The sequence below is a fragment of the Pseudomonas sp. NFACC45 genome (assembly GCF_900113505.1).
Lineage (GTDB): Bacteria > Pseudomonadota > Gammaproteobacteria > Pseudomonadales > Pseudomonadaceae > Aquipseudomonas > Aquipseudomonas tehranensis.
Genome location: NZ_FOPO01000006.1, coordinates 374,226 through 397,442, shown reverse-complemented (window position 1 = coordinate 397,442; position 23,217 = coordinate 374,226). Strand labels below are relative to the sequence as shown.

Sequence of the window (23,217 nt, the reverse complement as noted above, 5' to 3'; positions counted from 1 at the left end):
TCTTTCCCCAGACAATTGAGTCGCAAGCGAAAGAGTCAAGATCAAAAGATCGCAGCCTTCGGCAGCTCCTACATGCGCAACAACCGCAACCCATTGAACACCACCAGCAAGCTCACCCCCATGTCGGCAAACACTGCCATCCACATGGTGGCAAACCCGGCAAAGGTGAATCCCAGAAAGATCGCCTTGATCACCAGCGCCAAAGCGATGTTCTGTTTGAGGATGCTCGAGGTCTGTCGCGACAGGCGGATGAACGCCGGAATCTTGCGCAAGTCATCGTCCATCAGGGCTACATCGGCGGTCTCGATGGCGGTGTCGGTGCCCGCCGCCGCCATGGCGAAGCCGATCTCCGAGCGCGCCAGGGCAGGGGCGTCGTTGATGCCGTCGCCCACCATGCCGACCCGGTGACCCAAGGCATACAGGTCTTCGATCGCTTGCTGCTTGTCGCCCGGCAACAGATCGCCTCGGGCCTGATCGATGCCCACCTGCGCGGCAATCGCCTCGGCGGTATGGGCGTTGTCGCCGGTGAGCATCAAGGTCTTGATGCCCAGCTCATGCAACTGCTGGATGGCTTCGCGGCTGGAGTCCTTCACCGTGTCGGCGACGGCAAACAGCGCCAAGGGGCCTGAGTGGTCGAGCAACAGCACCACGGACTTGCCTTGTTTTTCCAGGGCGAAAAGTTTCTCTTCAAGCTCGGGGGAGCACAGGCCCAGGTCCTCCACCAACCGGTGATTGCCCAAGTGGTAGGTCTGGCCGTTGATATCGCCGCGCACCCCGCGTCCCGGCAGCGCAGCAAAGTTATCCACAGGGTGCGGTGCCAGCCGGTTATCCACAGCTGCGTTGGCGATCGCGTGAGAGACCGGATGGTCGGAACGGGCGGCAAGACTGGCGGCCAAAGCGGGGGCGGCAGCTTCCACTGTCGGATCGAGCGCGAGGTAGTCGGTCTGCACTGGCTTGCCATGGGTGATCGTGCCGGTCTTGTCCAGGGCCAGATAATCGAGCTTGTGGCCGCCTTCCAGGTACACACCGCCCTTGATCAGAATGCCTTTGCGCGCCGCTGCGGCGAGGCCGCTGACGATGGTCACCGGAGTGGAGATCACCAGCGCACACGGGCAGGCCACCACCAGTAACACCAGTGCCCGGTAGATCCAGTCGAACCAGGTCGCCCCCATGAACAGCGGCGGGATGATTGCCACGGCCAGGGCGAGGGCAAACACCGCAGGGGTGTAGATTTTCGAGAACTGATCGACGAAACGCTGGGTCGGGGCGCGGGAGCCCTGGGCCTGCTCCACGGCGTGGATGATCCGCGCCAGGGTGGAGTGGTCGGCTGCGGCGGTCACGGTGTATTCCAGCTCGCCGGCCTGGTTGATGGTGCCGGCGAAGACCTTGTCGCCCACGGTTTTTTCCACCGGCAGGCTCTCGCCGGTAATGGGCGCCTGGTCGATGGTGGAGCGACCGGCAACGACGTCCCCGTCCAGACCCACCCGTTCGCCTGGGCGAACCCGCACCCGTGCGCCGAGGTTGATGGCCTTGACCGCTTGCACCTGCCAGCTGCCATCGGCCTGCTGCACAGTGGCCTGTTCCGGGGCCATTTGCATCAGGCCGCTGATGGCGTTGCGCGCGCGGTCCAGGGACTTGGCCTCGATCAGTTCAGCCACCGTGAACAGGAACATCACCATCGCCGCTTCTGGCCATTGGCCGATCAGCACCGCACCGGTCACCGCGATGCTCATTAGTGCGTTGATGTTCAGGTTGCGGTTTTTCAGGGCGATCCAGCCCTTTTTGTATGTACCGAGACCGCCGCTGAGGATCGACACCAACGCCATTAGCGCGACTACCCACTCCGGCGCCGTGTTGGTGAAGTGGATCACTTCGGCACCCAGGGCGGTGACACCCGACAGCGCCAGCGGCCACCAGGGCTTGGCCTGGGCGGGCAATTCGCTGGTTTCTTTTTCCTGGCCAGGGGCCAACGGCTCGGCCTGCATGCCTAGGGACTGGATCGCATCAATGATCGGCGAGTCGTTGGGCAAGTCGTGAGTCACGCCCAGCACGCGGTTGATCAGGTTGAATTCCAGTTGGTGCACACCTTCAAGTTTGCCGAGCTTGTTCTGGATCAGCGTCTGTTCGGTGGGGCAGTCCATGGCCTGGATGCGAAAACTGCTCAGCCGAGCGCCGTCCGTCGGGGCCTTGCCGAGCTTGACTACCGACGGTGCTGCTTTCGCAGAGCAGCAGGAATGCCCGTGGTCATGGCCGTGGTCGGGCTTGTGGGTGTGAATGGAATCGCTCATCGGGTTACGTCCGTGAAAAGTGCCTGTTGCACAGTAAAGACCCTGTAGCCACTATAGGGTCAAGCATCTGTTTTGGAGGCAACGCCATGAAGATCGGCGAACTGGCAAAAATCACCGACTGCCAGGTCGAAACCATTCGCTACTACGAGCGCGAAGGCTTGCTGCCGGAGCCGGCCCGCAGCGATGGCAATTATCGTGTCTACACCCAAGCTCATGCCGAGCGGCTGACGTTCATCCGTAACTGCCGCACCCTGGACATGACCCTGGAAGAAATCCGCAGCCTCCTGACCCTGCGTGACAGCCCCCAGGACCAGTGCGAAAACGTCAACGCGCTGATCGACGAACACATCCACCACGTCAAGGCGCGCATCGACGGTCTGCTGGCCTTGCAGACACAACTGATCGACCTGCGCCATCGTTGTGGCGAAGGGCCGGACCTGGATCAATGCGGGATCTTGCAGCGCTTGGAAGTGAGTGGAGCGGTGGTGCCGGAGGTGGAGCCTTCACATGTGGGGCGTAGTCATGGGCATTGAGAGCCCCTGCCTCGATCTTGAAATACATGCAAACCAATGTGGGAGCGAGCCTGCTCGCGATAGCGGCCTATCATTCAACGTCAATGTTGAATGTAATGACGCCATCGCGAGCAGGCTCGCTCCCACAGGGATAATGGCGGCTCAGACCGCCATCGGCGCGGTCATCGGCGCGTGGTGCTGGTAGCCCTCGAGGGAGAAGTCGCTCGGCTCCACCAGTTCCAGCCACTCCGGCTGGTACACACCGGTCTTGGCGAACTCCGGCACGCGCTCGGAAATCACCAGTTTGGGCATCGGGAACGGCTCGCGGGTGAGCTGTTCGTTGAGCATGTCCAGGTGGTTTTCGTAGACGTGGGCGTCGCCGATGAAATAGGTGAACCAGCGTGGCGTGTAGCCGGTCAGGCGACCGATCAGGCTCAGCAGCGCGGCGCCTTCGGTGAGGTTGAACGGCGTGCCCAGGCCCAGGTCGTTGGAGCGGATGTAGAGGGTCAGGGAAATTTCCTTGGTCTCGACATTCGGGTGGAACTGGTAGAGCAAATGGCAGGGCGGAAGGGCCATTTCATCGAGCTGGGCGCAGTTCCAGCCGTGGAACAGGATCCGCCGGCTGCCCGGGTCCTTGATGATGGTGTCCACGCACTGGCGCACCTGGTCGATGGCTTTGTACAGCACCACGTAGGCCTGACCGTTTTCTTCGCCCTCGGCGATCTGCCGGTAACCCTGAGCCAGGGTTTGCTCGATGGCTGCCGGGTTGCTCACAGGGATCTGCTTGTAAGCCGGCCACTTGCGCCATTGCACGCCGTAGATCTCGCCCAGGTCGTCTTCGCCCTGGCGAAACGGGTTGGCCAGCCACTGGGCGTTTTCGTTGGCGTTCTGATCCCAGACCTTGCAGCCCAGAGCACGGAATTGGGCGGCGTTGTTCACGCCGCGCAGGAAACCGCACATCTCGCCGATGGCCGACTTGAAGGCCATCTTGCGCGTGGTGATGGCCGGGAACCCGTCCTTCAAGTCATAGCGCAACATGGCGCCGGGAAAGCTGATGGTGTTCACACCCGTGCGGTTGGCTTGCTTGGTGCCGTTCTTGATGACGTGGGCCACCAGATCGAGATATTGCTTCATGGGTTACCTGTGTCCTTGAACCCGGGGCCAGCGCCCCGGGGTTCGAATTTAAATCTTGGCCGCCGCAGCCGGCGCACGATGATAAGCCAGCCAGATCAGCGCCAGGCCACCGATGATCATCGGCAGGCACAGCAACTGGCCCATGGTCAGCCAGTTCCACGCCAGGTAGCCGAGTTGGGCGTCTGGTACGCGGACGAATTCAACGATGAAACGGAAGATCCCGTAGAACAGCGCGAACATGCCCGACACGGCCATGGTCGGCCTTGGCTTGCGCGAGAACAGCCACAGGATGGCAAACAGTGCCACGCCTTCGAGCGCGAACTGATACAGCTGCGAAGGATGACGGGGCAGTTGCGCCGGGTCGCTGAACGGCGGGAAGACCATCGCCCATGGCACGTCGGTGGCCTTGCCCCATAATTCGGCGTTGATGAAGTTGCCGATGCGCCCGGCCCCCAGGCCAATCGGCACCATTGGCGCGACGAAGTCCATCAGCTCGAAAAACGATTTGTTGTTGCGTTTACCGAACCACAGCGCTGCCAGCATCACGCCGATGAACCCGCCGTGGAACGACATGCCGCCCTTCCAGACTTCGAAGATCAGCGTCGGATTGGCCAGGTACGCGCTCAGGTCGTAGAACAACACGTAACCCAGACGTCCCCCGACGATCACGCCCATGGATAGCCAGAACACCAGGTCCGAGAGCTTTTCCTTGTTCCAGGTCGGATCGAAACGGTTGAGCCGGCGCGACGCCAGTAGCCAGGCGCCGCCGATGCCGATCAGGTACATCAGGCCGTACCAGTGGATTTTCAGCGGGCCGATGGCCAGGGCCACCGGATCGATCTGCGGGTAAGGCAGCATTGATATTCCTCGTAAACGTCAACAATATCCGGGCGACGCTGCCACCTCGGGATTAAGCCAGGATTGCGTCAGAGCAGAAAACTCAAGCCCACGCTGAACAGCAAAGCGGCGAACAGCCGTTTGAGCAAGCGCGGTGACAGGCGATGGGCCAGTCGCGCGCCGAAGCGGGCGAAGACCATGCTCGTCAGGGCGATGCCCAGTAGCGCCGGCAAATAAACAAAACCGAGACTATGAGCCGGCAGCAGCGGATCTTGCCAGCCCAGAATCATGAAACTTAATGCACTGACCAGGGCAATCGGCAAACCGCAGGCCGATGAAGTCGCCACCGCCTGTTGCATCGGCACGCTGCGCCAGGTCAGGAACGGCACGGTCAGTGAGCCGCCGCCGATGCCGAAAATCGCCGAGGCCCAGCCGATCACCGTCCCCGCCACGGTCAACCCGACCTTGCCCGGAACTGTGCGGCTGGCCTTGGGCCGCAAGTCCAGGCCCAGCTGTACGGCGACAATCAGGGCGAACACGCCGATGATTTTTTGCAGGTTCGGGCCGGAAATCGCTTCGGCAGTGACGGCTCCGAAACCGGCACCGATCAGAATGCCAACGGTCATCCAGGCAAAAATCGGCCAGCGCACCGCGCCTTTGCGCTGGTGCTCGCGCACGGCATTGACCGAAGTGAAGATAATCGATGCCAGGGACGTGCCCACCGCCAGGTGCGTCAACACCAGTGGGTCGAAGCCCTGCAAGGTAAAACTGAATACCAGCACCGGGACGATGATGATCCCGCCACCCACGCCGAACAGTCCGGCCAGCACGCCGGCACAGGCGCCGAGCAGCAGATAGAGCACAAATTCCACCAGCGTCCCTCGCCCATCCTCGAAACAAGAGCGGCATGGTAACGGATCCATGGCCTTGGGCTCCACTCAAGGCGATGGATGCCGGGGCGATGTCTGGGTAGAGTGAAACCCACAACAGCTGTGCTCGGCTTTATTTTCAATGGGACTACCTGATGTGCCTGATCGTATTTGCCTGGCGCCCCGGCCACGCCCGGCCGCTGATCGTGGCGGCCAACCGCGATGAGTTCTACGCGCGCCCGACCTTGCCCCTGGCGCAATGGCCTGACGCCCCTGATGTCCATGCCGGTCGCGATCTGGAGGCCGGGGGGACCTGGCTTGGCGTCGGCGCCGATGGCCGCTTCGCTGCCCTGACCAACATTCGCGACCCGGGCCAGCCGCCGGGCTTCAAGTCCCGTGGCGAACTGGTGGCGCGGTTTTTGAGCGGAAATATTTCAATTGCCGATTATTTGAGCGAAGTCGTACCCCGTGCCAGCGAGTTTGGCGGGTTCAACCTGCTGCTCGGCGATGGTACTGAGCTATGGCATTTCAACGCCCGCGATACCCAGCCACAGCGACTGGCCGAAGGTGTCTACGGTTTGTCGAACGCTGGGCTGAACACGCCATGGCCCAAGCTGCTCAAGGCCCGGGCGGCGCTGGTCGAGGTACTGGACGATCCGCAGCCCCAGGCCTTGTTGGCGCTGCTGAACGACCCGCAGCCGGCCCCGGTAGCCGAACTGCCGGACACCGGCGTGGGGCTGGCGACCGAGACGCTGTTGTCGAGTGTGTTCATCGCCAGTCCTGCTTACGGGACGCGAGCGAGTACCGCGCTGATTGTCCATGCCGATGGGACGCGGCATTTGGTCGAGCGCAGTTTTGGGCCGCTTGGGGGGCATTTGGGGGAGGTTGAGCTTAAGGTCTGATTTTGCGCTGTCATTGCTGGCCTCATCGCGAGCAGGCTCGCTCCCACATGGGATCTCGGTCACTCACAAAGCTTGTGGTCACTGAAGATCTACTGTGGGAGCGAGCCTGCTCGCGATGGAGGCACTGAAATGTCAGAGGGTCTTGTTCGAAGCCGGATTGATCATCCGCGCCAACCCAAGGTTCTTCAGCGCCAGTTGCAAGGAGCTGTGGATCACCTGCGGGTTATCGATCGTCATCACTTCGGCCAGCAGTTCCTGGGCCTTGCTGAGGTTGATCTGACGCAGCATCCATTTCACTTTCGGCAGGTTGGTGGCGTTCATCGACAGGCTGTCAAAGCCCATCGCCATGAGCAGCACCGCCGCCGCCGGGTCCCCGGCCATTTCGCCGCAGATGCTCACCGGCTTGCCTTCGGCATGGGCATCACGGACCACGTTCTGCAGGGCTTGCAGCACCGCCGGGTGCAGGTAGTCGTACAGATCGGCAACCCGCGGGTTGTTGCGATCCACGGCCAGCAGATATTGAGTCAGGTCGTTAGAGCCCACCGACAGGAAGTCCACCTGCCGGGCCAGTTCCTTGGTCTGGTACACGGCTGCCGGAATTTCGATCATCACCCCGACTGGCGGCATCGGCACGTCGGTGCCTTCGTCGCGCACTTCGCCCCAGGCCCGGTGGATCAGGTGCAAGGCTTCTTCCAGCTCATGGGTGCCGGAAATCATCGGCAACAGGATGCGCAGGTTATTCAGGCCTTCGCTGGCCTTGAGCATGGCGCGGGCCTGGACCAGGAAAATTTCCGGGTGGTCGAGCGTCACACGTATCCCGCGCCAACCCAGGAACGGGTTGTCTTCCTTGATGGGGAAGTAGGACAGGGATTTGTCCCCGCCGATGTCCAGGCTGCGCATGGTCACCGGTTGCGGATGGAAGGCGGCCAACTGTTCGCGATAGATCGCCAGCTGTTCCTTTTCGCTGGGGAAGCGCTGGTTGATCATGAAAGGCACTTCGGTGCGGTACAGGCCCACGCCCTCGGCGCCGCGCTTCTGCGCCCGGGCCACGTCGGCCAGCAGGCCGGTGTTGACCCACAGCGGCATGCGGTGGCCGTCGAGCGTCACGCAAGGCAGGTCCCGCAGCGCATCCAGGCCCAGGGACAGTTGCTTTTCTTCCTCCACCACATCGGCAAATTGTTTGCGCAGCAACTCGGTGGGGTTGGTGTAGACCTCGCCGTGGTAGCCGTCGACGATCATCTGGATGCCGTCGACCTTTGAATACGGCAGGTCCACCACGCCCATGACCGTCGGAATGCCCATGGCGCGGGCCAGGATCGCGACGTGGGAGTTGCCCGAGCCCAATACCGAGACCAGCCCCGCAAGTTTGCCCTCAGGCACCTCGCCGAGCATGGCCGGGGTCAGTTCTTCGCTGATCAGGATGGTGTTATCGGGGTAGACCAGGGTCTGCTGACGTTCCTGCTGCAAGTAGGCCAACAGCCGGCGGCCGAGGTCCTTGACGTCGGAGGCGCGCTCGCGCAGGTAGGCGTCGTCCATCAGTTCGAAACGGTTGACGTGGTCGGTCACCACCTGGCGCAACGCACCCTGGGCCCACTGACCGGTTTTGATGACCGTGGTCACCTCGCTGCCCAGGGAGGCGTCGTCGAGCATCATCAGGTAAACGTCGAACAGCGCGCGCTCTTCAGGTCGCAGCTGCGTCGCCAGTTTTGCCGACAGGGCGCGCATGTCGGCGCGCACGCCCTCGATGGCCGTCTTGAACAGCGCCAATTCGGCGGTGATATCGCTGATGGTCTTGTCCGGCACTACGTCGAGGTCGGCGGGTGGCAACATGACCACCGCCGTACCCACTGCCGCGCCTGGAGACCCTGGCACGCCGACGAACTTGGCTTCCTGGATGCCTTTGCCCTGGCGCCCCAGGCCGCTGATCGACCCGGTGGCTTCGGCGTGGGCGATAACCCCGGCCAATTGCGCGCTCATGGTCACGAGGAAGGCTTCTTCACCTTCGTCGAACTGCCGACGCTCTTTTTGCTGGATGACCAACACGCCGACGACACGGCGGTGGTGGATGATCGGCGCCCCGAGGAACGAGGCGTAGCGTTCTTCGCCGGTCTCGGCAAAATAACGATAGCGGGGGTGATCCGCGGCATTTTCGAGGTTCAGCGGTTCTTCGCGCGTGCCGACCAGGCCGACCAGACCTTCATTGGGCGCCATGCTGACTTTGCCGATCGAGCGCTTGTTCAAGCCCTCGGTGGCCATCAGCACAAAACGGTTGGTCTCGGGGTCCAGCAGATAGACCGAGCAGACCTGGCTGCCCATGGCCTCTTTGACGCGCAATACAATAATCCCCAACGCCGCCTTGAGATCCTTGGCGGAGTTAACTTCCTGGACGATCTTGCGCAGCGTATTGAGCATGGCTCGGGGTCGAACTCCGTCGTCAGTCGCGCGTCAGCAGGCGCGGGGCAAGCTCTTTGAGGGCGCGTCGGTATACCTCGCGCTTGAATGTCACCACCTGGCCCAACGGATACCAATAGCTGACCCAGCGCCAGCCATCGAACTCCGGTTTACCGGTCAAATCCATCCGCACCCGCTGCTCGTTGGAGATCAGGCGCAGGAGAAACCATTTCTGCTTCTGGCCGATGCACAGCGGTTGGCTATGCGTTCTGACCAAGCGTTGCGGCAAACGATAGCGCAACCAGCCCCGGGTGCAGGCGAGTATTTCGACATCTTCTCGCTCAAGCCCCACTTCTTCGTTCAACTCGCGGTACAAGGCCTCTTCGGGCGTCTCCTGAGGGTTGATCCCACCCTGGGGAAACTGCCAGGCGTCTTGATTGATACGGCGAGCCCATAGCACCTGCCCTGCATCATTCGTAAGAATGATCCCCACATTGGGTCGGAAACCATCGGGATCGATCACGGCAACAACCTCGCAAACGCATGTCGCCGCATTGTTCCACAAAGGTTGTGAAAGCAGCAACGAGCCTTCCTACCTTATGTGCACTCTTGTGAAAAGTCCGTATTCTGGACGCCTTTCTTCAGATTCTTCAGCGAGTAACTGCAATGCGGCTGGCTTTATTCGACTTGGACAACACCTTGCTGGGCGGCGACAGTGACCACGCCTGGGGCGATTACCTGTGTGAGCGCGGCTTCCTCGACGCCGTTACGTACAAGGCGCGTAATGATGAGTTCTATCAGGATTACCTGGCTGGCAAGCTCGACAACGCCGAGTACCTGAATTTTTGCCTGGAAATCCTTGGCCGCACGGAGATGGAGGTGCTGGCACAGTGGCATCTGGACTACATGCGCGACTGCATCGAACCGATTGTGTTGCCACAGGCGATCGAGCTGTTGAGTCAACACCGTGAGGCCGGCGACAAGCTGGTGATCATCACTGCCACCAATCGCTTCGTCACCGGGCCGATCGCCGAGCGCCTGGGCGTCGAAACCCTGATCGCCACTGAGTGCGAAATGATCGATGGGCGCTACAGCGGGCGCAGTACGGATGTCCCGTGTTTTCGTGAGGGCAAGGTGACCCGGCTGAACCGTTGGCTGGAAGAAACCGGGCATTCGCTGGAGGGCAGCTACTTCTACAGCGATTCGATGAACGATCTGGCGTTGCTGGAGGTGGTGACGCATCCGGTGGCAGTGGATCCGGACCCGAATCTTAAGGCCGAGGCCGAGAAGCGGGGTTGGCCGGTGATTTCGTTGCGCGGCTGAGATTGTTATCGCGAGCAGGCTCGCTCCCACAGGGGATGTGCGTTGTTCACAAAATTCCTGTGGGAGCGAGCCTGCTCGCGATAGGGGCGACTCGGTTTTAAATCTTAAACCGGCTTGGCCCCCATCAACCCCGCAATGGCGACAAAGCAGACAACACTGAACAGCGCCAAGGCAAAGGTAAATTTCCCGCTACCTCCAGGCGCCTTGCGCAGTTTATTCAACCGCACCAACAGCCAGAACCCCGCCAGCGCCGCCACGGTGTAGAGCACACTGGAAGCCAGCAACCAGGTCTGCCCCAGCGGCCAGCCGATCTGATGCACCATCCACCACCCCGTGAACGGCAGGCTCGCCAACGCAAGGGCCATCACCAGCCAGACAAACACCCGCGGGCGTTGCAGTGTGCGCGCGGCCGCCGTGGCATCGCCGTTGCGGCGCGTCCTCCAGACCCAGATGGCCAGCCCCAGGGCACCCGCCAAGAGCAATACCGTGGCGACGACATGGGCGATCTTCAGCGCGGTTAACGTTTCCATCGTTGGATTTCCTTAAGTCTTGCTCAATAGCTTAGCCCCTGTGGCGAGGGAGCTTGCTCCCGCTTGGGTGCGAAGCGCTCACCGCTTTTCTTGGGGCCGCTTCGCGACCCAGCGGGAGCAAGCTCCCTCGCCACAGGTCGCAATCGCGGAGTTCACCCCAAGAACAACTGGTACGCCGGGTTATCGCTTTCATCCCAGTACGGGTAGCCGATTTCTTCCAGGGCTGCCGGTACCAGATGACGTTCATCGTGCGGTACTTGCAGTCCCGCCACCACACGACCATCTGCCGCACCATGGTTGCGGTAGTGGAACATCGAGATATTCCAGCGTCCGCCCAGTTTGTTGAGGAAGTTGAACAGCGCCCCCGGACGTTCCGGGAATTCGAAGCGCAGCACGACCTCGTCGATGACATGGGCCGCATGCCCGCCCACCATGTGGCGAATGTGCAGTTTGGCCAGTTCGTTGTCGGTCAGGTCCACCACCGGGAAGCCTTGCTCGGTCAGGCTGGCGATCAGCGCGCTGCGCGGGTCGTTTTCCGGGTGCGTTTGCACGCCCACGAAGATGTGCGCTTCGCTGCCCGTGTTGTAGCGATAGTTGAATTCGGTGATCTGGCGCTTGCCGACGGCTTCGCAGAAGGCCTTGAAACTGCCCGGCTGCTCGGGAATGGTCACCGCGATGATCGCCTCGCGACCTTCGCCCAGTTCGGCGCGTTCAGCCACGTGACGCAGGCGGTCGAAGTTGACGTTGGCGCCGGAGTCGATGGCCACCAGGGTCTGCCCACTGATGCCGCGCGATTCGACGTATTTCTTGATTCCTGCCACGCCCAAGGCCCCGGCAGGTTCGGTGATCGAGCGGGTATCGTCGTAGATATCCTTGATGGCCGCGCAGATTTCGTCGGTGCTGACGGTGATGACTTCATCCACGTAGTGCTTGCAGATGTCGAACGTGTGCTGGCCGATCTGCGCCACGGCAACGCCATCGGCAAACAGCCCCACGGTTGGCAGCACCACCCGCTCTCCCGCAGCCATGGCAGCTTGCAGGCAATTGGAATCGTCCGGTTCGACGCCGATCACCTTGATCTCTGGCCGCAGGTATTTCACGTAGGCCGCGATCCCGGCAATCAGCCCGCCGCCGCCCACGGGGACGAAAATCGCATCCAGACGCCCCGGATGTTGGCGCAGGATCTCCATCGCCACCGTGCCCTGCCCGGCAATGGTGTGGGGATCGTCATAGGGGTGAATGTAGACGTAGCCCTTTTCGTCGACCAGTTTCAGCGAATAGGCCAGGGCTTCGGGGAACGAATCGCCGTGCAACACCACTTTGCCACCGCGGGAACGCACGCCTTCGACTTTGATTTCCGGAGTGGTCTTGGGCATCACGATGGTGGCTTTGACGCCCAGCACCTTGGCCGCCAGGGCCAGGCCCTGGGCGTGATTGCCCGCCGAAGCCGTGACCACGCCGCGTGCGCGCTCTTCGTCGCTGAGCTGGGTCAGCTTGTTGTAGGCGCCGCGAATCTTGAACGAGAACACCGGCTGCAAGTCTTCGCGCTTGAGCCAGATGTTGTTGCCCAGCCGCTCGGAGAGCTGGCGGGCAGTCTGCAATGGGGTTTCCACGGCAACGTCGTAAACGCGCGAGGTGAGGATCTTTTTGACGTACTGTTCAAGCATCGGAAAGCATCACTGAGCGGGTTGGGCAGGGCCAAGGAGTCTAACCCGGCTTTTGGCTGGGCGACCACACGAATCCCAAGGTTTTGTTGGGTTATACTCGCGTCCCTCTTTACTCCCCCGTCCGCTTTCGGAGCCCGCATGACCCAGGATCAACTCAAACAGGCCGTGGCCCAGGCCGCTGTCGACCTCATCCTCCCGAAACTGGATGACAAGAGCATCGTTGGGGTCGGCACCGGCTCGACGGCCAATTGCTTTATCGACGCATTGGCGCAGCACAAAGGCGCGTTCGACGGCGCGGTCGCCAGTTCCGAAGCCACCGCCGCGCGCCTGAAGGGCCACGGGATCCCGGTCTATGAGCTCAATGCCGTGAGCGATCTGGAGTTCTACATCGACGGCGCCGATGAAAGTGACGCGCACCTGAACCTGATCAAGGGCGGCGGCGCGGCCCTGACCCGCGAGAAGATTGTCGCGGCCGTGGCCAAGACCTTCATTTGCATCGCCGACGCCAGCAAACTGGTGCCAGTGCTCGGTGCGTTCCCGCTGCCGGTGGAAGTCATCCCGATGGCCCGCAGCCACGTGGCCCGCCAACTGGTGAAACTGGGCGGCGACCCGGTGTACCGCGAAGGCGTGCTGACCGATAACGGCAACATTATCCTGGATGTCCATAACCTGCAGATCACTAACCCGGTGGAGCTGGAAAGTCAGATCAACGCCATCGTCGGTGTGGTCACCAATGGCTTGTTCGCGGCTCGCCCGGCGGATGTGTTGTTGCTGGGAACTGCTGAAGGGGTGAAGACCCTGCGGGCTGAGTAAGCAGGTGGCATAACCTGCTCTTTGAGTGAAGCAGTCCCTGTGGGAGCGAGCCTGCTCGCGATAGCGGTCTACCCGACACATCCATGTTGGCTGATGCACCGCCATCGCGAGCAGGCTCGCTCTCACATTGGTTTTTTTGGTGGATCAAGGCTGCGGTTTTTTGAAGACGTAGAACAGGTTCGGCTCGCTGACCAGATAGAGGTTGCCATCGTCATCCATGGCAACACCCTCGGCCTGAGGAACGGTTTTCTGTAACCCTTGACGTCCCTTGCTCAACGACAGCGTGCTCAGCGGTCGGCCGTCTATATCCAGCTCGAGAATCAATCGCGACTCATCGGACAGCGCCAGTAAATGGCCGCTGCGCTCGTCGTATTGCAGGCTCGAAAGATCGCGGACGAACAGTCCGGCATCGCGCTTGGGGTTGTTGATGACATGGACAGCGTAGGATTTGTCCGGTTTGTGGTGGGGAAAGCCCCGCACTTCATAAATCAGCATCGGATCGCGCTCCTTGGCCACGAACAACCGTTTGCCCACTGAGTCGTAGGCCAATCCTTCGAACCCTTTGTTACCGTTCAGGTGCAGGCCAAGCGTCATTTGCTCTGCGTCGGCCGCGTCGAGGAATTGGGTATCGTCGTCCAAGTGAATCTTGATCAGCCGCTGCTGACGCTCGTCAGTGATGACGTAAATGTCCTCGCTGATGAACTCCACCGCTTCCGGGTCGCCGAAGCCAATCAGGGCGATGCGCCTAAGGATCTTGCCGTCCAGTGACAGTTCGATCAGTTCGGCATTCTTGTTGGTAACGGTAAAGAGGCTCTTGCGGATCGGATCGTACGTCAGCGCCGAAACGTCATTGTTCAGGCCTTCGATCACCTGCGCCTCGACCGTAACCCGATACTGGTCCAGCGCAATGGCCTGCTCGCTGGGGGGCTGCCAGAGGGCGTTGAAATTGAACCAGGCGCGCTCGAACAGGCGCAGGTATTGAGCGGCTGCGATCACAGCGATCAGCACGATGGTTATCAGCAGCAGGATCAAGGGCTTCGGGCGGGCAAGTCGACGCATGTGGGTGGGCTCGGATGAGAACAGGTGGTTGGAAATACCACGGCTGCCTGAACTGAAGCTTAATGGCCGGATGCCACACCCTACAGCGAAAGATGAATTGCCTTACAGAGTTGCGCTATCAGCGTTGTTTTTCGAAACGATAGAACAGGTTCGGCTCGCTGACCATGTACAGGTTGCCCACCTCATCGAGGGCTACGCCTTCGGCACGGGGGATCGTGTCCTTGATACCGTTGAAACCGCCCAGCAACGTCATGAAGCTGACCTGTTCCCCTGTATCGTCCAGCTCCAGCAACAGATGGGAGTCGGCCGACAGCAGCAGCGAGTGACCCGTGCGAGGATCGATCGCCAGCGCCGAGAGGTTGCGCAGGTCCAGTTCATCGCTGGCATGGATCTGTTTGTCGCCCTTGAGCAGTTGGCTGCCGTCGCTTTTCCAGGTGAACAACGCCGGTGGACGTTCTTCACCCAAGGCCAGTCGCTGGTTGCGTGGATCCCAGGCGACGCCTTCGAAGCCCTTGTTCTGGTTCTTTGACGGGCCGAGATCGTAGTGAGGGAAATCCGTGCTGTTCAGTTCGCGAGTATCGGCATCGACCTGGATGATCGACAACGTGTGTTTTCGTTCATCGGTAATGGCCAGTAGACCATTCTCCATGTAGGCCACGCCTTCAGGATTGCTCCAGCCCACCAACGGCATTTTGCGCAGCACGTCACCCTGCAGGGTAAGTTCCACCAGAAACGGGTGCTTACCCATGATCGCGAACAGGGTTCTGGTCTGTGGGTTATAGGTCAGGTCGGAAGCTTCATCCTCTTCCATTCCAGGCAGGACCTTGGCGTCAATCACCGCGTGGTAGTCCGGCAACCAGATGCTTTCCTGGCGCTGGGCGGGGCTTTCGAGACGTTCCGATGCCCACAGCAGGCCCCGGTCATCCCAGTGCATGGCATACGCCAGCCAGTAAAAGGCCCCGGCCGCTAACAGCGACCAGGCATACCAGGGCAGCGCCAGGCGGGAGCGGCGGACGCGGTTGGAAGAGGGCTGTGCAAGGGGCGTGGCCATCAGGGGCATTCCAGATAAGTCGGATTCGGAAAATGGCTGGCTCAGATGCCGCATTCCCTGGGATTATCCGGATGGCATGTGAAAAAACAGTAAAACCTAGGTCTCGGGAAAGCTGGATACCTGTGGGAGCGGGCTTGCTCGCGAAGGGGGCGTCAGATTCAACATCTATGCTGACTGTTATATCGCCTTCGCGAGCAAGCCCGCTCCCACATGATTTCTAGCGGATCACAAAACCGAGTTAGCGAACGCTGCTTTCGAAACGGCTCGCGCCTGGCAATTCCAGTACCAGTTCATCCCCGACGTTCAACGGTCCCACGCCCGCCGGAGTGCCAGTGAGGATCACGTCGCCGGCCTGCAATGAGAAGCAGCCAGCCATGTACTGGATCATCGGCACGATGGGGTTGAGCATCAGGCTGCTGTTGCCGTCCTGGCGCACTTCACCGTTGATGGTCAGGCGAACCGGGATGTCGGTCAGATCGGCAAAGGTACCATTGGATACGAAAGGTGCGAGCACCGCCGCACCGTCGAAGGATTTGGCGACTTCCCAGGGCAAGCCCTTGGCCTTGAGCTCGGCTTGCTTGTCCCGCAGGGTCAGATCCAGGGCCGGGGCGAAGCCGGAGATGGCATCCAGCACTTCCTCGGCACTGGGCCGGGTCGACAGTGGCTTGCCGATCAGCACGGCAATTTCAGCTTCGTAGTGCACTGCACCACGGTCGGCGGGGATGCTGAAACCGCCTTCCAGCGGCACCGCGCAGCTGCCAGGCTTGATGAACAGCAGGGGTTCGGTGGGTACAGGGTTATCCAGTTCCTTGGCGTGTTCGGCGTAGTTGCGGCCAATGCACACGATTTTTCCCACCGGGAAATGAATACGGGTACCGTCGACATACTGGTGCTGATAGCTCATTACCGACTCCTGCTTCTGGGATTCATCAGGTATTTTTTTGCGTTAAACCGCGAAAATCTTGCCTGGATTCATGATGCCGTTCGGGTCGAATACGGCCTTGACGGCCTTCATGTATTCAATTTCTACCGGCGAGCGACTGTAGGTCAGGTAGTCGCGTTTGGTCATGCCTACGCCGTGTTCTGCGGAGATCGAGCCGTTGTATTTCTCGACGGTTTCAAAGACCCATTTGTTCACGGTCGCGCACTTGGCGAAGAAATCGTCCTTGCTCAGGTTCTCTGGCTTGAGGATGTTCAAGTGCAAGTTGCCGTCGCCGATGTGGCCAAACCAGACGATTTCGAAATCCGGGTAATGTTGGCCGACGATAGTGTCAATGTCGCGCAAGAACCCCGGGACTTTCGAGACGGTGACCGAGATGTCGTTTTTGTACGGCGTCCAGTGGGAGATGGTTTCCGAGATGTACTCGCGCAACTTCCACAGGTTTTGCAGTTGGGTTTCGCTTTGGCTCATCACCCCATCGAGTACCCAGCCCTGTTCTACACAGTGTTCGAACGTTTCCAGGGCGTGGTTGGCGACTTCTTCGGTGGTGGCTTCGAACTCCAGCAGGGCGTAGAAAGGGCACTCGGTTTCGAATGGCGCCGGTACGTCGCCCCGATCCAGGACCTTGGCCAGGGCCTTGTCGGAGAAGAATTCGAACGCTGTCAGGTCCAGCTTGCCCTGGAAGGCATGCAGAACGGGCATGATCGAATCAAAATCGGCGGTGCCCAGGACCATGGCGGTGAGGTTCTTCGGAGCCCGGTCCAGACGCATGGTGGCTTCAACCACGAACCCGAGGGTGCCTTCGGCGCCGATGAACAACTGCCGCAGATCGTAGCCAGTGGCGTTCTTGATCAGGTCTTTGTTCAGTTCCAGAAGGTCACCTTTACCGGTGACGACTTTCATGCCGGCTACCCAGTTGCGGGTCATGCCGTAACGAATGACCTTGATTCCGCCGGCATTGGTGCCGATGTTGCCGCCAATCTGGCTGGAACCGGCCGAGGCGAAGTCCACCGGGTAGTACAGGCCGTGTTCTTCAGCCTTGTTCTGCAGTTGTTCGGTGACTACACCTGGCTGGCAGACGGCTGTGCGATCGGTGAGGTTCACGTCGAGAATCTGGTTCATGTAGTCGAATGACACGACCACTTCGCCGTTGGCCGCCACGGCTGCGGCGGAAAGCCCGGTACGCCCGCCCGATGGCACCAGCGCGACCTTATGCTCATTGGCCCAGCGCACAATGGCCTGAACCTGTTCGATGGTCTTGGGGAAGACGATGGCGCTCGGCGCCGGGGCGAAGTGCTTGGTCCAATCCTTGCCATAAGCGTTCAGGGAGTCGGCATCGGTCAAGACTTTGCCAGGCTCAACCAGGGTCTTCAGCTCATCTATCACGGCAGGATTGGTCATCGACAGAACTCTCGAACAATTCATGGTCATCCTGAGAACGCTTCACGTCGCAGGAATGAGTGTTTAGCGGGGTGCGTATGCTAGCATACCGACCCCGCAGCGTAGTGCCCATTGGCTGTTCTGCGGCGACGGCTGTCATGCCGGTCGGACCAGCATGCGCTGTCCGATTCCCTGCCATTTTTCTCCGGGACACAGGTTTACGCAGATGAGCAAGACTTCTCTCGATAAGAGCAAGATCAAGTTCCTTCTTCTCGAAGGCGTCCACCAATCGGCTGTCGACGTCCTCAAGTCGGCGGGCTACACCAGCATCGAGTACATCACCAGTTCTCTGCCGGAAGCCCAGCTCAAGGAAAAGATCGCCGATGCTCACTTCATCGGTATTCGCTCCCGTACCCAATTGACCGAAGAGATCTTCGACCACGCCAAGAAACTGGTGGCGGTCGGCTGCTTCTGCATCGGCACCAATCAGGTGGACCTCAATGCGGCGCGCGAGCGCGGTATCGCGGTGTTCAACGCGCCATACTCCAACACCCGTTCCGTGGCTGAACTGGTACTGGCCGAAGCGATCCTGCTGCTGCGCGGCATTCCCGAGAAGAACGCTTCCTGCCACCGTGGCGGCTGGATCAAGAGCGCGGCCAACTCCTTCGAAATCCGTGGCAAGAAGCTGGGTATCGTCGGTTACGGCTCGATCGGCACGCAGTTGTCGGTGTTGGCTGAAGGCCTTGGCATGCAGGTGTTTTTCTACGACACCGTGACCAAACTGCCGCTGGGCAATGCCACCCAGGTCAACGACCTGCACGAGCTGCTGGGCATGTCCGACATCGTGACGCTGCACGTTCCGGAAACCGCCGCCACCCAGTGGATGATCGGCGAGAAGGAAATCCGTTCCATCAAGAAAGGCGGGATCCTGATCAACGCCGCTCGCGGCACCGTGGTCAAGCTCGACGCCCTGGCCGAAGCGATCAAGGACAAACACCTGATCGGCGCCGCCATCGACGTCTTCCCGGTAGAGCCGCGCTCCAACGACGATATCTTCGAAAGCCCGCTGCGCGGCCTGGACAACGTGATCCTGACCCCGCACATCGGCGGTTCTACTGCCGAGGCCCAGGCCAACATTGGCCTGGAAGTGGCGGAAAAGCTGGTCAAGTACAGCGACAACGGGACTTCGGTATCGTCCGTGAACTTCCCGGAAGTGGCCCTGCCGGCTCACCCTGGCAAGCATCGCCTGCTGCACATCCACGAAAACATCCCGGGTGTGATGAGCGAGATCAACAAGGTCTTCGCGGAAAACGGTATCAACATTTCCGGTCAGTTCCTGCAGACCAACGAGAAAGTCGGTTACGTCGTGATCGACGTCGATGCCGAATACTCCGATCTGGCACAAGAGAAACTGCAGCACATCAACGGCACTATTCGTAGCCGGGTGTTGTTCTAAGAGCAGGGGTGAGTTGTTAGTTTCAAGCGGCAAGCTGATGTATGGCTTGCAATAAAAAACGGGAGCCCGGTCAGGGCTCCCGTTTTTTTATTGCCTGACACAGCATGAGTTCTTGTGGGAGCGGGCTTGCTCGCGAAGGCGGTGTGTCAGTCGATATATCCCACGCTGATACACCGCCTTCGCGAGCAAGCCCGCTCCCAGAGGGCGGAGTGTTTATGGGGGCCGGGTTATTCCACGGTCACCGTGATTTTCTCGGATACGATCGATGGATCGAACGGTACATGGCCGTAGTCGCCCAGTATCAGTTGCAAGGTGTGTTTGCCCGGGGCCAGTTTGAGGGTGGTCTCGGTTTGTGCCATGCCAAAATGCACGTGGTTGGCGTCGGTCGGAATTGCAACGCCTTCGGCAGGTAGTTTGTCCACATCGATCAGCAAATGGTGGTGCCCTGTGTTTTTTATCATCTCGCCCGCTTTGGCCAAGGCGATTCCTCCTGCGACGCCGAACTGGACTTTGAATTCCTGACTGACAACATCGCCATCCTTTGGGGAAACGAAGAAGACTTTCGCACCCTCGGGAGCAGGGGTTGCGGCTGTCGCCAGCATCGAAGCCCCCAGCAACAGGCTGGCCAAGGCGGCACGTGACATAAAGCTTTTCATTTTTTTCTCCAGTTTTTCATGAAATCCGCGAGATCATGACAACTTCATGACCATTCGTTGTCGAAGCCTGCAACAACCATAGCAAAGCGAGCCTGAAACGAGCGTCGCTTGTAACAATACAAAGGAGTGACCATGCGTTTTCTGCCTGGGCTGATCTGCCTGCTACCCCTCTTGAGCCCTCTGGCCCATGCCGAACTGATCGACGACGTCAACGACCGTGGCGAATTGCGCATCGCTCTGGAAGCCAACACCAGCCCTTTCAACTTCAAGGAGGACGGCAAGCTCACCGGCTTCGAAGTGGAGCTGGGTCAGATGCTGGCCGGTGAGCTGGATGTTCGCGCCGATTTTGTGGTCACCGATGCCGGGGATCTGCTGTCCGGCGTGGAAAGTGGCAAGTACGACGTTGCCATCAACCACATAGCAATGACCCCGGAACTGGCCGAACGTTTCGACACCAGTGCCGTTTACAGCCAGCCGGATGCGCAACTGTTGGCGCGCAAGGATGAGACACCGCGTCCCCTGGTCATGGCGCAGTCCTTTCAGCCGGAAGAAAAGAGCGAGCCGGCGCCGAGCCTGGTGATTCCGTTTCAGAAGGGCAACCCGGCGTTCAAGGCCAGCCTGGACAATGCCCTGGAGCGGATCAAGGACGACGGGCGATTGGAGCAGTTGTCGCAGAAATGGTTGGGTCGTAGGAGCTGACGAGTGCAACGAGGCTGCGATCTTTTCAAGGACACTTGAGTCTCAAGCGAAAGATCAAACGATCGCAGGTTTCGTCGGCGCCTCCAGAGTCGAGCGGGAGCAAGCTCCCTCGCCACAGGGTTCACCGCTCACCCTGTCCAAATAGTCCTGTCCTCAGGACTTACGCCAGACACTCGCCAGCCATGGCTGCTGCTCCCGCGGCAGCCCCGCCGGTCGGTAGTAATGCTCAAGCTCGACAAAACCTGCCTCGGTGAGCAGCGTGCGCCATGCCGCAAGGTCGTGATACGCGCCGAAGCGCTGGCCGTTCCAGCCTTCCTGGTTTTCGCCCCGGGGGTTGGAACTGAACAGCACGCCGCCGGGCTTGAGGGTGGCGTGCAATTGCTTGAGCACCCGTGGCAGTTCCTGGACGGGGACATGAAACAGCACCGCGTTGGCGAAAATCCCGTCAAAGCGTTCGACCGGCAGGTCGAGTTCCAGGAAGTCCTGCTGCCACACCTCACAACCGCTGTCCTGGCGCGCCATCCGGGCAAATTCCTCTGAACCGTCGAGGCCGACCGCGACATGGCCCATGGCCGTGAATGTGCGCAGGTCGCGCCCCGGGCCGCAGCCGAAATCCAGGATGTGCAGCGGTGCCTGGCCCTGGATATGGCGCAGCAGGGCGTCGATGTTCTGGCTGACATCGTGGTCGCGGGTGCCGTCGCGAAAGCTCTCTGCCACGGCGTTGTAATGGCCCAGGGTCGTGGCGGTGATGGCGTGCAGGTCGTCGGTGGTGTGTTTCATGGGTGTGGGTTTGGGTGAGGAGTGTCAGCCGACTATACCGCAAGCCCGCTGATCTGCCTGTGGGAGCAAAGCTTGCTCGCGACTGCAGTCGTCCAGTTGGTATCCATGTTGGATGGAATACTGCTATCGCGAGCAAGCTTTGCTCCCACAGGTCAACTGCTCCCATAGGTCAGCGTCTATTCAAGCCGCGCGCCAGGCGGTCACCACCCAATTGGATCACGGCGACCAATGCCACCAGCAACACGATCACCGTGAGCATGATCTGGCTGTCGAAACGTTGGTAGCCGTAGCGGTAGGCGATGTCGCCCAGGCCGCCGGCGCCGATCGCTCCGGCCATGGCCGAGGAGTTGATCATGGTCACCAAGGTGATGGTAAAACCGCCAACGATGCCCGGCAGGGCTTCGGGCAGCAGCACATGCCAGACAATGTGCCAGCGTCGGCAACCCATAGCCTGGGCCGCTTCGATCAGGCCATGGTCGACCTCGCGCAGGCTGACTTCGGCGATACGGGCAAAGAACGGTGTGGCGGCGATGGTCAGCGGTACAACCGCGGCCCACACGCCATAGGTGGTGCCGACGATCAGCCGGGTGAACGGGATCAACGCCACCATCAGAATCAGGAACGGTATCGAGCGGAACAGGTTCACGAACGCGCCCAGGGCCCGGTTCAAGGCTGGCGCTTCATAAATTCCACCCTTGCCGCTCGTGACCAGGATCACCGCCAGCGGTATGCCCGCCAGCAACGCAATCAACGATGACACGCCAACCATCAGGAACGTGTCGATAAAACCCTGCAACAACCGGTCAAACCACATAACCCAGCACCTCTACCCGTTGTGCCCAATTGCCCGCCCGTTGACGCAATTCCTCGGCGCCCCATGACGAACCGCTCACGGCCAGCAACAATTGCCCCAGCCCGTGGCCCTGAATGCGCTCGATGCCGCCGTGCAGCAGCCGCACCCGTCCACCGAGGGCACTGAACAAGGCGGCGAGATCCGGTTCTTCTCGATCTATGCCGCTGAATTTCAGGCGCAGCACGGTAGCCGCATCCGCCGATGCCGGCTGCCCCTGCAAGCGACTTTGCAGCTCTTGCGGTATGGCGTGTTGCAACGGCGCCAGCAGCGTCCGACTGACCTCGTGTTGCGGGTTGCCGAATACTTCCCAGACCGGTCCCTGCTCGACCATGCGTCCTTGCTCGAGCACCACCACCCGGTCGCAGACTTCACGGATCACCGCCATCTCGTGGGTGATCAACACGATGGTCAGGCCCAGTCGCTGATTGATCTCGCGTAGCAAACCGAGGATCGATTGGGTGGTCTCCGGGTCAAGGGCCGATGTGGCTTCATCGCACAACAGGATCTGCGGGTCATGGACCAGCGCCCGGGCAATCCCCACCCGCTGCTTCTGACCGCCCGAAAGTTGCGCCGGATAGGCCTTGTGCTTGCCTTGCAGGCCGACCAGCTCCAGCAGCTCGCGGACTTTGCGCTGGCGCTGTTCCTTGGGCACGCCGGCGACTTTCAGCGGCAGCTCAACGTTCTGCCAGACGGTCTTGGCCGACATCAGGTTGAAGTGCTGGAAGATCATGCCGATGCGCCGGCGCAATTCCACCAGGCGGTCCTCATCGAACTCGCCGATGTCTATCTGATCAATCAACACCCTGCCGCTGGTGGGTTGTTCGAGGCGGTTGATGGTGCGGATCAGCGACGACTTGCCGGCGCCGCTGCGGCCGATGATGCCGAACACCTCGCCGCGCTGGATCGCCAGGTCGATCCCTTGCAGCGCGGCCACCGGACCCTGGGCACCGTTGTAGGTCTTGCCCAGGCCGATGAAGCGCACAAGGGCGCGGTTCAACTCCGGATGCAGCTCGGTCTGGTCGGCGCTTTGTGGCGTGGGAGCTTCGTGTCTGAGTCGAGCATTGACGGCGTTCATGG

Annotated in this window: 22 protein-coding genes; 6 read left to right on the top strand and 16 right to left on the bottom strand. The window is 60.6% G+C overall.

Features of this window, described 5'->3' with window-relative positions:
- Window positions 1–68: 68 nt before the first annotated feature.
- Window positions 69–2,288: a heavy metal translocating P-type ATPase gene (locus BM132_RS14025; protein ID WP_092455989.1), complete on the bottom strand. Its 2,220-nt coding sequence runs from the start codon at window positions 2,286–2,288 to the stop codon at window positions 69–71.
- Between the two features lie 86 nt (window positions 2,289–2,374).
- Here BM132_RS14025 and cadR point away from each other — a divergent pair, with 86 nt between their 5' ends.
- Window positions 2,375–2,821 carry a Cd(II)/Pb(II)-responsive transcriptional regulator gene (cadR, locus tag BM132_RS14020; RefSeq protein ID WP_092401985.1) on the top strand — a complete coding sequence of 149 codons (447 nt, stop codon included), beginning with the start codon at window positions 2,375–2,377 and terminating at the stop codon, window positions 2,819–2,821.
- A gap of 141 nt (window positions 2,822–2,962) precedes the next feature.
- Here the strand turns inward: cadR and BM132_RS14010 are convergent, their stop codons facing one another.
- From BM132_RS14010 to BM132_RS14000, 3 genes are all read right to left on the bottom strand, one after another.
- Window positions 2,963–3,934: a thymidylate synthase gene (locus BM132_RS14010; RefSeq protein WP_092455981.1), complete on the bottom strand. Its 972-nt coding sequence runs from the start codon at window positions 3,932–3,934 to the stop codon at window positions 2,963–2,965.
- 48 nt (window positions 3,935–3,982) lie between these two features.
- Complete coding sequence (gene lgt, locus BM132_RS14005; RefSeq protein ID WP_076383259.1) at window positions 3,983–4,792, bottom strand: prolipoprotein diacylglyceryl transferase; 810 nt, start codon at window positions 4,790–4,792, stop codon at window positions 3,983–3,985.
- Between the two features lie 68 nt (window positions 4,793–4,860).
- Window positions 4,861–5,643, bottom strand: a complete 783-nt coding sequence (locus BM132_RS14000; RefSeq protein WP_092456052.1) for a sulfite exporter TauE/SafE family protein — start codon at window positions 5,641–5,643, stop codon at window positions 4,861–4,863.
- Between the two features lie 152 nt (window positions 5,644–5,795).
- Here BM132_RS14000 and BM132_RS13995 point away from each other — a divergent pair, with 152 nt between their 5' ends.
- Window positions 5,796–6,542, top strand: coding sequence for an NRDE family protein (locus BM132_RS13995; protein ID WP_092455978.1), 747 nt, complete (start codon window positions 5,796–5,798; stop codon window positions 6,540–6,542).
- Between the two features lie 132 nt (window positions 6,543–6,674).
- Here the strand turns inward: BM132_RS13995 and ptsP are convergent, their stop codons facing one another.
- Together ptsP and BM132_RS13985 are read right to left on the bottom strand one after the other, a co-directional pair.
- Window positions 6,675–8,954 carry a phosphoenolpyruvate--protein phosphotransferase gene (gene ptsP, locus BM132_RS13990; RefSeq protein ID WP_092402000.1) on the bottom strand — a complete coding sequence of 760 codons (2,280 nt, stop codon included), beginning with the start codon at window positions 8,952–8,954 and terminating at the stop codon, window positions 6,675–6,677.
- 22 nt (window positions 8,955–8,976) lie between these two features.
- A complete protein-coding gene (locus BM132_RS13985; protein ID WP_003186867.1) occupies window positions 8,977–9,456 on the bottom strand; it encodes an RNA pyrophosphohydrolase in 480 nt (159 codons plus the stop codon).
- A gap of 143 nt (window positions 9,457–9,599) precedes the next feature.
- Here BM132_RS13985 and BM132_RS13980 point away from each other — a divergent pair, with 143 nt between their 5' ends.
- Window positions 9,600–10,256, top strand: coding sequence for a histidinol-phosphatase (locus tag BM132_RS13980; protein WP_092402003.1), 657 nt, complete (start codon window positions 9,600–9,602; stop codon window positions 10,254–10,256).
- A 104-nt stretch (window positions 10,257–10,360) separates the two neighbouring features.
- On the opposite strand, the gene BM132_RS13975 is transcribed toward BM132_RS13980, so the two are convergent.
- Window positions 10,361–10,786, bottom strand: a complete 426-nt coding sequence (locus tag BM132_RS13975) for a DUF2269 family protein (RefSeq protein ID WP_092402006.1) — start codon at window positions 10,784–10,786, stop codon at window positions 10,361–10,363.
- Window positions 10,787–10,938: 152 nt separating this feature from the next.
- A complete protein-coding gene (gene ilvA, locus BM132_RS13970; protein WP_092402009.1) occupies window positions 10,939–12,453 on the bottom strand; it encodes a threonine ammonia-lyase, biosynthetic in 1,515 nt (504 codons plus the stop codon).
- A gap of 138 nt (window positions 12,454–12,591) precedes the next feature.
- Between ilvA and rpiA the strand changes: the two genes are divergently transcribed.
- A complete protein-coding gene (rpiA, locus tag BM132_RS13965) occupies window positions 12,592–13,266 on the top strand; it encodes a ribose-5-phosphate isomerase RpiA (protein ID WP_092455974.1) in 675 nt (224 codons plus the stop codon).
- Between the two features lie 144 nt (window positions 13,267–13,410).
- Here rpiA and BM132_RS13960 read toward each other — a convergent pair whose 3' ends face one another.
- The 4 genes from BM132_RS13960 to BM132_RS13945 form a co-directional block, all read right to left on the bottom strand.
- Entirely contained in the window at window positions 13,411–14,325 is a 915-nt protein-coding gene (locus tag BM132_RS13960; protein WP_092402012.1) for an SdiA-regulated domain-containing protein, read from the bottom strand.
- Window positions 14,326–14,443: 118 nt separating this feature from the next.
- Entirely contained in the window at window positions 14,444–15,376 is a 933-nt protein-coding gene (locus tag BM132_RS13955) for an SdiA-regulated domain-containing protein (RefSeq protein ID WP_092455971.1), read from the bottom strand.
- Window positions 15,377–15,614: 238 nt separating this feature from the next.
- The gene (locus BM132_RS13950; protein WP_092402018.1) at window positions 15,615–16,280 is read right to left on the bottom strand and encodes a fumarylacetoacetate hydrolase family protein; all 666 of its coding nucleotides are present in this window, start codon (window positions 16,278–16,280) and stop codon (window positions 15,615–15,617) included.
- A gap of 42 nt (window positions 16,281–16,322) precedes the next feature.
- A complete protein-coding gene (locus BM132_RS13945; protein ID WP_092402021.1) occupies window positions 16,323–17,717 on the bottom strand; it encodes an FAD-binding oxidoreductase in 1,395 nt (464 codons plus the stop codon).
- A 205-nt stretch (window positions 17,718–17,922) separates the two neighbouring features.
- Here BM132_RS13945 and serA point away from each other — a divergent pair, with 205 nt between their 5' ends.
- The gene (gene serA / locus BM132_RS13935; RefSeq protein ID WP_092455968.1) at window positions 17,923–19,152 is read left to right on the top strand and encodes a phosphoglycerate dehydrogenase; all 1,230 of its coding nucleotides are present in this window, start codon (window positions 17,923–17,925) and stop codon (window positions 19,150–19,152) included.
- A gap of 227 nt (window positions 19,153–19,379) precedes the next feature.
- On the opposite strand, the gene BM132_RS13930 is transcribed toward serA, so the two are convergent.
- Complete coding sequence (locus BM132_RS13930) at window positions 19,380–19,808, bottom strand: DUF4399 domain-containing protein (protein WP_092402023.1); 429 nt, start codon at window positions 19,806–19,808, stop codon at window positions 19,380–19,382.
- A gap of 132 nt (window positions 19,809–19,940) precedes the next feature.
- On the opposite strand from BM132_RS13930, the gene BM132_RS13925 reads away from it, so the two are divergent.
- Window positions 19,941–20,507, top strand: coding sequence for a transporter substrate-binding domain-containing protein (locus BM132_RS13925; RefSeq protein ID WP_092402026.1), 567 nt, complete (start codon window positions 19,941–19,943; stop codon window positions 20,505–20,507).
- A gap of 153 nt (window positions 20,508–20,660) precedes the next feature.
- Here the strand turns inward: BM132_RS13925 and BM132_RS13920 are convergent, their stop codons facing one another.
- From BM132_RS13920 to BM132_RS13910, 3 genes are all read right to left on the bottom strand, one after another.
- Complete coding sequence (locus BM132_RS13920; protein WP_092455965.1) at window positions 20,661–21,287, bottom strand: class I SAM-dependent methyltransferase; 627 nt, start codon at window positions 21,285–21,287, stop codon at window positions 20,661–20,663.
- A 169-nt stretch (window positions 21,288–21,456) separates the two neighbouring features.
- Window positions 21,457–22,101, bottom strand: coding sequence for a methionine ABC transporter permease (locus tag BM132_RS13915; protein ID WP_092455962.1), 645 nt, complete (start codon window positions 22,099–22,101; stop codon window positions 21,457–21,459).
- Entirely contained in the window at window positions 22,091–23,215 is a 1,125-nt protein-coding gene (locus tag BM132_RS13910; RefSeq protein ID WP_092455958.1) for a methionine ABC transporter ATP-binding protein, read from the bottom strand. The genes BM132_RS13915 and BM132_RS13910 overlap by 11 nt, the downstream gene beginning before the upstream one ends.
- Window positions 23,216–23,217: the final 2 nt, after the last annotated feature.

Coding starts and splice junctions, on each gene's coding strand:
- ilvA (WP_092402009.1), bottom strand. CDS start 12,453: ATGCTTGAACAGTACGTCAAAAAGATCCTCACCTCGCGCGTTTACGAC.
- BM132_RS13960 (WP_092402012.1), bottom strand. CDS start 14,325: ATGCGTCGACTTGCCCGCCCGAAGCCCTTGATCCTGCTGCTGATAACC.
- BM132_RS13930 (WP_092402023.1), bottom strand. CDS start 19,808: ATGAAAAGCTTTATGTCACGTGCCGCCTTGGCCAGCCTGTTGCTGGGG.
- BM132_RS13950 (WP_092402018.1), bottom strand. CDS start 16,280: ATGAGCTATCAGCACCAGTATGTCGACGGTACCCGTATTCATTTCCCG.
- BM132_RS13995 (WP_092455978.1), top strand. CDS start 5,796: ATGTGCCTGATCGTATTTGCCTGGCGCCCCGGCCACGCCCGGCCGCTG.
- BM132_RS13975 (WP_092402006.1), bottom strand. CDS start 10,786: ATGGAAACGTTAACCGCGCTGAAGATCGCCCATGTCGTCGCCACGGTA.
- BM132_RS13945 (WP_092402021.1), bottom strand. CDS start 17,717: ATGACCAATCCTGCCGTGATAGATGAGCTGAAGACCCTGGTTGAGCCT.
- BM132_RS13980 (WP_092402003.1), top strand. CDS start 9,600: ATGCGGCTGGCTTTATTCGACTTGGACAACACCTTGCTGGGCGGCGAC.
- BM132_RS13910 (WP_092455958.1), bottom strand. CDS start 23,215: ATGAACGCCGTCAATGCTCGACTCAGACACGAAGCTCCCACGCCACAA.
- cadR (WP_092401985.1), top strand. CDS start 2,375: ATGAAGATCGGCGAACTGGCAAAAATCACCGACTGCCAGGTCGAAACC.
- lgt (WP_076383259.1), bottom strand. CDS start 4,792: ATGCTGCCTTACCCGCAGATCGATCCGGTGGCCCTGGCCATCGGCCCG.
- BM132_RS14010 (WP_092455981.1), bottom strand. CDS start 3,934: ATGAAGCAATATCTCGATCTGGTGGCCCACGTCATCAAGAACGGCACC.
- serA (WP_092455968.1), top strand. CDS start 17,923: ATGAGCAAGACTTCTCTCGATAAGAGCAAGATCAAGTTCCTTCTTCTC.
- BM132_RS14025 (WP_092455989.1), bottom strand. CDS start 2,288: ATGAGCGATTCCATTCACACCCACAAGCCCGACCACGGCCATGACCAC.
- BM132_RS13915 (WP_092455962.1), bottom strand. CDS start 22,101: ATGTGGTTTGACCGGTTGTTGCAGGGTTTTATCGACACGTTCCTGATG.
- BM132_RS13920 (WP_092455965.1), bottom strand. CDS start 21,287: ATGAAACACACCACCGACGACCTGCACGCCATCACCGCCACGACCCTG.
- BM132_RS13955 (WP_092455971.1), bottom strand. CDS start 15,376: ATGGCCACGCCCCTTGCACAGCCCTCTTCCAACCGCGTCCGCCGCTCC.
- rpiA (WP_092455974.1), top strand. CDS start 12,592: ATGACCCAGGATCAACTCAAACAGGCCGTGGCCCAGGCCGCTGTCGAC.
- ptsP (WP_092402000.1), bottom strand. CDS start 8,954: ATGCTCAATACGCTGCGCAAGATCGTCCAGGAAGTTAACTCCGCCAAG.
- BM132_RS13925 (WP_092402026.1), top strand. CDS start 19,941: ATGCGTTTTCTGCCTGGGCTGATCTGCCTGCTACCCCTCTTGAGCCCT.